The sequence below is a fragment of the Kribbella sp. genome, assembly GCF_035655035.1.
Lineage (GTDB): Bacteria > Actinomycetota > Actinomycetes > Propionibacteriales > Kribbellaceae > Kribbella.
Genome location: NZ_DASRVN010000105.1, coordinates 1 through 6661, shown reverse-complemented (window position 1 = coordinate 6661; position 6661 = coordinate 1). Strand labels below are relative to the sequence as shown.

Sequence of the window (6661 nt, the reverse complement as noted above, 5' to 3'; positions counted from 1 at the left end):
ACCACGATCAGCCAGGGCGGCGTCGTGTACGACAAGCCGCTGAACCGGTACATCTACACGTCCTGGACGGAGTACACGTTCGAGTTCTACGAGTCGCCGACGCCGTGGGGGCCGTGGACGCACTTCACACCGAAGGACTTCGGCGGGTACCCGTGGACGCACGCCAAGCACGGCGGGTACGCGACCACGATCCCGTCGAAGTACATCAGTGCCGACGGCAAGAACATGTGGCTGCAGTCGAACGTCTGCACCTGCGGCGGCGGGCTCAGCGACCGGTGGGCGTACACGTTCTCGCTCCGCAAGCTGTCGCTGACCCCGTCGGTGCCGACGACGCCGGACAACACGCTCGACGGTGCGCGGAACCTCGCGCGCGAGCCCGGCACGGTGCCGATCGAGCGAGCCACGCACTTCGGGCAGTCGAGCTACAACGACGGCGTCCGCGCGCAGAACGAGGACGACTGGAACGACGAACGCAAACCGCTCAGCTGGTGGGGCTACACCTGGCCGCGGACGTACAACCTGAACAAGGTCGTCTACACGACCGGGACGATGTTCGGCGACGGCGGCTGGTTCGCGTCGGCCCCGAAGGTGCAGGTACGGCGGAGCGGGGTGTGGACCGACGTCACCGGGCAGACCGCGACCCCGGCGTACCCGCTCAGCTCGGCGGCCGGGACGAACGCGACGTACGTGTTCAGCTTCGACCTGACGTCCGGCGACGGGGTGCGGATCATCGGCGCGCCGGGTGGGACGCAGACGTTCACGTCGATCGGTGAGCTCGAGGCGTACTACGGCTCCGCGGTCACCGACCCGAGCTTCGAGGCGCAGCCGGGTACGGCGGTCGGCGCGCCGTGGGAGACCGAGGGGACCGGTACCAAGGGGATCGACCACGACAAAGGCGCGTGGGCGGAACAGGGCCGGAACAACGGGTGGATCAACGCGTCGGACGCGACCTGGAACGCCTTCAAACAAACGGTTCCGGTGAAGCCGAACACCGACTACCGGCTGACCGGGTGGGTGGAGGGCTCCGGCAACTTCACCGGCGGCTACTTCGGCATCCGCGCCGGCACCACGCCGTACGCCGAAACCAACTACACGGCCCCACCCGGCTACCAACAACTGACCGTCGACTTCAACTCCGGCACCAACACCGTGATGACGGTCTTCACCGGCTACTGGGGCACCACGGCCCCGACCTGGCTCCGCCTCGACAACATCTCCCTGGTCCCCCGCTGAAAAACCCTGGGGCAGAACCAAGCCGTGGAAGGCGCCCCAGCCCTGCCCCAGGAGTTCAGTTACACCGCGGCGTTCTAGTGGTGTTGGGGGCGGCGTCGGGTGCGGGCGGGGCGGAGGTGGGAGTCCATCCGGGCGTGTTGCCTGCGGCCGAGTACGAAGGGGCGGGAAGTGCGGGGGAGCGGGGTGCTCTTGGGCGCTGAGAGCTGGATCTCGGTCTGCTGGAGGTTGAGCCGGATCGGAACCTGGTGCCACGGAGAGCGGGTACGAACGAGCACCAGCCGGAACTGCCCGTCCCTCCGCAGCCGCAGCCCGATCGCGACCGTGGCGATCGCCGGAACCAGCCCGGCGAGCAGCAGCGCCGACCGCGCCCCGAAGTTCTGCGCGAGGAACCCGACCAGCGGTCCACCGATCGCACCACCACCGATGAAGACCAGGTTGTAGATCCCGGAGACCCGCCCGCGCAGCCCGTCCGGCGTGGTCAGCTGCACCATCGACTGCGCCGCGGTGAGGAACATCAGCGTCGCCATCCCCATCGACGCGAGCACCGGGATGAACGTCCACAGCGACGGCTGGATCGCCGCCAGCACCTCGGTGACCGTCAGCAGGCACGCGATCCCGATCAGGTTCCGCAGCCGTGTCGGCCGGACCCGCCGCGCCGACAGCAACGCCCCGCCGAGCGCCCCGAACGCGACCACCGAGTTCAGTACGCCGTACCCGGAAGCGCCGATGTGGAAGACGCGGTCGGCGAACGCGGTCAGCGTCACCGCCAGGCTGATCGTGAACATGCCGTAGATCCCGACCAGCGCGATCGCCCACCGGACGGCCGGCTCGCCGAACGCGTACCGCACGCCGTCGCGCAGCCCGTCCCGGATCCGCGTCCCGGCGTTCGCCCGCAGCGCCGTACGCGCCGCGTGTGCCCCGGGCATCTCGCTCTCCCGCATCCGCAGCAGGGCGCTGATCGAGGCGAAGAACGTGCAGGCGTTGAGCGCGAACGCCCACGGCGTGCCGAGCACCCCGAGCAGGACGCCGCCGAGCGCCGGCCCGATCATGCTGCCGAGCTGGAACGTCGACGACACCATGCTGATCGCGTTCCGGACCGTCTCGCGGGGGACGAGCTCGGTGACGAAGGACTGCCGGGTCGGGTTGTCGACCGCGGTCGCGAGACCGAGGACGAACGCCATCGTGTAGACGTGCCAGACCTGGACGTGACCGGTGAATGCGACCGTGGCGAGCACGGCCGCACACGATCCGAACGTGGCCTGCGTCGCGAGCAGGATCTTCCGCTTCGGGAACCGGTCCGCGATCACGCCGCCGTACAGGCCGAGCACGAGGGTCGGGGTGAACTGCAGCGCGGTGGTGATGCCGACCGCGGTGGCGCTGCCGGTGAGTGTCAGCACCAGCCAGTCCTGGGCGATGCGCTGGATCCAGCCGCCAGTCGAGACGACCAGCAGCCCGCTGACCAGGAGACGGAAGTTACGGACCTGCAGCGCGCTGAAGGTGTCCTTGAAGCCGGGGCGGCGCGCCTGCGATTCCCGGAGCTTGGTCGAGTCGGTGGGGCGGTGGAGGTGGAAGTCGGTGGACGGGACAGTGCCGGTGGCCCGGGTGGTCAAGAGCGATCCCTACGCGATTGGACTGGTCAGGGGAGGACCCCTCCATCCTGCGGGCTGGGCACTGGATTCCCACAGCGAATTACTCCTATTAGTCTTATAGCAGGACGTAATGGGAGGTACATCGATGTACGACCCGGACCAGTTGCGGACGTTCCTGGCCGTCGCGCAGTCGCTGAGCTTCACGCAGGCGGCCGAGCGGCTGGGCATCCGGCAGCCGACCGTGAGTCAACACGTGCGCAAACTCGAGACGGCCGTCGGGCGACCTTTGTTCGTCCGTGACACCCGCACTGTCACGCTGACCGCGGACGGCGAGGCGATGGCCGGGTTCGCGCGGACCATCCTGGCCGCCCACGAGGAGGCCGCCGGGTACTTCACCGGTTCCGAGCTCCGCGGCCGGCTGCGGTTCGGCGTCACCGACGACCTGGCGCTGACGCCGCTGCCGAAGATCCTCCGCGACTTCCGCCAGCTGTACCCGCGGATCGACCTGGAGCTGACCGTCGCGCAGAGCCCGAACCTGCTCCGCCGGGTCGAGTCTGGGCACCTCGACCTCGCCTACGTGAAGCACGGCGGCGGTGGCTACGAGCCGAACGGGCGGCTGGTCCGCCGGGACTCGCTGGTCTGGGGCGGGATCTCGGGGACCCGGATCGCGCCGGACGGGCCGGTGCCGCTGGTCACGTACCAGGCGCCGTCGCTGAGCCGGTCGCTCGGCGTGCAGGCGATCGAGCAGGCTGGCCGGACCTGCCGGATCACCTGCATCGTCCGCGGTGTGAACGGCGTACTGGCGGCGGTCCGGGCCGGGCTCGGGATCGCGATCTTCGCCCGCTCGCTGATGCCCGCGGACCTGGTCGAGCCGCCTCCGAGCGCCGGGCTCCCGGAGCTGCCGCCGATCGACCTGGTCCTGATCACGAACCCCCGCGCCGCCAAGGAACCGGCCGAGGCACTCACAGCCGCAATCCTCGGCAGCAACGCCCCCCTCAAACCAGACGCAGGCTAACCGGCCCCCACCCGCCGCCTGCGCGAGCCGCCCGCCGCCGGCGGTCAGCCGGCCATCCGCCCTGCTTTTGTGCAGGCGGTCTCGTTGTGACACGTCTTCAGTGCGTGCAGCGCGTTGTGCAACTGCGTCTTTTTCGCGGCCGGCAGCGACCCCGCCGTGTTGTCCAGCTGGAGCGGATCCTTCGTCCGGTCGTAGTACTCCACGGTCCCGTCCGAGTACTCGACGTACGTCGAGGTCGCGGTCCGCAGCGCCTCGTACGTCGTCGGATTGCCGCTGCCCTTCGGCGGGTAGTCCGGATCCTTCCGATCGATGTCCGGCCCGTGATGCTCGACAAGACTCGCCGTACGCCAGCCCGCCGGCGGCGTACCACCGAACAGCGCCGTCAGCGACCGCCCGTCGACGTCCGCCGCCGGGGTCAGCCCGGCGAGGGTCTCGAACGTCGGCGCGAGGTCGACGTTCTGCACGGACTGCGGCACCGTGCTGCCCGCCTTGATCCCCGGCCCGGCCATCACCAGCGGCACGTGTACGTCGGTCTCGAACGCGGTCTGCTTGCCCGCGGTCAGCCGATGCTCGCCGAGGTGGTACCCGTTGTCCGAGCTGAACACGACAACCGTGTGATCCGCGACTCCCGCCTGCTCGAGAGTGGCGCGCAACGAGCCGATCATCCGATCCACCGCCTGCACGGCCTGCACCCGCTTGCGGAACGCCTTGTCGAGCGCCTTCTGCTGCTTCGGCGTCAGCGCGGGATGCTTGGCCAGCCAGGGCGGCGCGTTCGCCGGCAGCTTGTCGTACGACGCGTCGCGCGGAGCCTTCAGCCCGGGGAACTTCTTCTTGTCCTGCGGCGCCGGCGTGTACGGCGCGTGCGGCGCGAACGTCGCGATCTCCAGGAAGAACGGCTGCTTGGCGCTCGTGATCACGCCGTGGGCCTTCCCGGCGAGTACGTCGGTCAGGTAGTCGTTCGGCGCCTTACCGTGCTTCTCGAGCTGGTGGTTCGCGTTCAGCGTGTAGTTGTACTCGTTGTACCCGTTGCCCGCGACGTACCAGTCGTTCCATCCCGGCGGTACGTAGTTCTGCTGCCCGTCGACGGTGCCGTCCGGCTGGTAGCCGTTCAGGTACTTGCCCATCATCGCGGCGTGGTACCCGGCCTTCTGCAGCGCGGTCGCGAACGTGGAGTCCTCGTTCTGCCGCTGGTGGAAGACCTTGAACCCGCCGTCCTTGCCGCCGTTGGTGAAGACGCCGGTGTCGTGCGGGAACTTCCCGGTGAAGATCGACGACCGCGACGGGCAGCACAGCGAGTCGGTGACCGTGTAGTTGCTGAACGACGCGCCGTCCTTGGCCAGCTGCTGCGCCTGCGGCATGTACTGCAACAGATTCATCGACAGGTCGTCGGTGAGCACGAACACGATGTTCGGCTGCGTCGGCTGCGTCGGCTGTACGGCCGCTTGCTGCGGTTTGGAGCAGCCGGCCACCAGCAGCAGGAGTACGACGGCGATCGTTCGTCGGAAGAGCATGTTCTTCACCGTAAACACGAACCGGCGATCCGGACCTGAAGAGTCGCTGAAGGTCAGACCAGTGCGTGCCCACGCAGTACCAGCGAGACGATGCTGACGGCCGCGATCGCGATCGTGACCAGGAACGGCGCGTTCCGCCACACCAGGATGACCGCGAGGAGTACGGCGACCACCGCGAGCGCGATCCAGCCGACCGCACCGATCGGGCCGGCCGGGGCGATCACCAGCAGGACGGTCGCCGCCGCGAGCGGGAGCGGCGCGACCAGCCGGGCGTACCGGCCGAGCCGCTGCGGCCAGCCGCGGACGCCGGTGGCCAGGTCGTCGGCGAGATCCGGTACGACGTTTGCCAGGTGGGCACCGATCCCGAGAAGGGCACCGGCCGCGGTCGCCCACCACGGCGCCCACACCCGCGCGGTGCCGAGCGTCACGAACGAGGGCAGCCCACCGAACGCGACGGCGTACGGGAGCCAGGAGACGACGGTCGACTTCAGGCCCAGGTTGTACGCCCAGGCGCAGGCGACGAACCCGAGATGAACCAGTCCGGCCGCGAATCCGTTCGCCAGAGAGACGGGGACAGTGACCACCAGCATGACGCCGGCACCGATGGCCAGCGTCCGGCGACTCACCAGTCCACGGACCACCGGCTTGTCCGGGCGGTTCACAATGGTGTCGCGGGCGGCATCTATCGCGTCATTGCTCCAGCCGATCGAGAGGTGGCCGGTGAGGATCGTTGCTGCGACCAGGAGACACCCGGCGGGGCTTCGCCCGGCCGACCACGCGACGGCCGTGACCAGCGCAGTGACGGCGACGGTCGGTCCCGGGTGGCACGCGAGAGCGAGACCTCTGAGTACGGTCCTCACCGACGTAACGATGCCACGATGACCCGGATCGCAGCGGTCCGCCCCGCGCTGCCGCCGTACCGGTATCCGCAATCGTCGCTGACCGATGCGATCGCCGCGATGTGCCTCCCGGACGGCCGGAGTACGGCGGTGCTCCGGCGGCTGCACGCGAACGCGGGCGTGTCGTACCGGCATCTCGCGCTGCCGCTGGAGGAGTACGCCGCCCTCGACGACTTCGGTGCCGCGAACGACGCGTGGATCGCGACCGCCGTGGACCTCGGCGCGGAGGCGGTCGCGGGTGCGGTCAAGGACGCGGGGCTCACGCTGGATGACGTCGACGTACTGATGTTCACCACGGTCACCGGGGTGGCGGCTCCGTCGATCGACGCGCGGGTGGCGTTGCGGCTGGGGCTGCGGGAGGACGTGAAGCGGCTGCCGTTGTTCGGCCTGGGGTGCGTCGGGGGAGCGGCCGGG

The 6661-nt window shown here is 69.4% G+C and carries 4 protein-coding genes and 2 pseudogenes; 3 read left to right on the top strand and 3 right to left on the bottom strand.

Features of this window, described 5'->3' with window-relative positions:
* Nucleotides 1-1233, top strand: a pseudogene (locus VFF46_RS06235) (hypothetical protein); the annotation flags it as partial.
* A 74-nt stretch (nucleotides 1234-1307) separates the two neighbouring features.
* On the opposite strand, the gene VFF46_RS06230 reads toward VFF46_RS06235, so the two are convergent.
* Nucleotides 1308-2843, bottom strand: a complete 1536-nt coding sequence (locus VFF46_RS06230) for an MFS transporter (protein ID WP_325036058.1) — start codon at nucleotides 2841-2843, stop codon at nucleotides 1308-1310.
* 124 nt (nucleotides 2844-2967) lie between these two features.
* Between VFF46_RS06230 and VFF46_RS06225 the strand changes: the two genes are divergently transcribed.
* Nucleotides 2968-3837: a LysR family transcriptional regulator gene (locus VFF46_RS06225; RefSeq protein WP_325036057.1), complete on the top strand. Its 870-nt coding sequence runs from the start codon at nucleotides 2968-2970 to the stop codon at nucleotides 3835-3837.
* 44 nt (nucleotides 3838-3881) lie between these two features.
* Here the strand turns inward: VFF46_RS06225 and VFF46_RS06220 are convergent, their stop codons facing one another.
* Together VFF46_RS06220 and VFF46_RS06215 are read right to left on the bottom strand one after the other, a co-directional pair.
* Entirely contained in the window at nucleotides 3882-5348 is a 1467-nt protein-coding gene (locus VFF46_RS06220) for a sulfatase (protein WP_325036056.1), read from the bottom strand.
* A 53-nt stretch (nucleotides 5349-5401) separates the two neighbouring features.
* The gene (locus VFF46_RS06215; RefSeq protein ID WP_325036055.1) at nucleotides 5402-6208 is read right to left on the bottom strand and encodes a UbiA family prenyltransferase; all 807 of its coding nucleotides are present in this window, start codon (nucleotides 6206-6208) and stop codon (nucleotides 5402-5404) included.
* 18 nt (nucleotides 6209-6226) lie between these two features.
* Between VFF46_RS06215 and VFF46_RS06210 the strand changes: the two are divergent.
* Nucleotides 6227-6661 (top strand): annotated as a pseudogene (locus VFF46_RS06210) (type III polyketide synthase); the annotation flags it as partial.

What these genes read in the sequence shown, in the direction of transcription:
- VFF46_RS06225 (WP_325036057.1), top strand. Translation starts at nt 2,968, where the DNA reads ATGTACGACCCGGACCAGTTGCGGACGTTCCTGGCCGTCGCGCAGTCG.
- VFF46_RS06220 (WP_325036056.1), bottom strand. Translation starts at nt 5,348, where the DNA reads ATGCTCTTCCGACGAACGATCGCCGTCGTACTCCTGCTGCTGGTGGCC.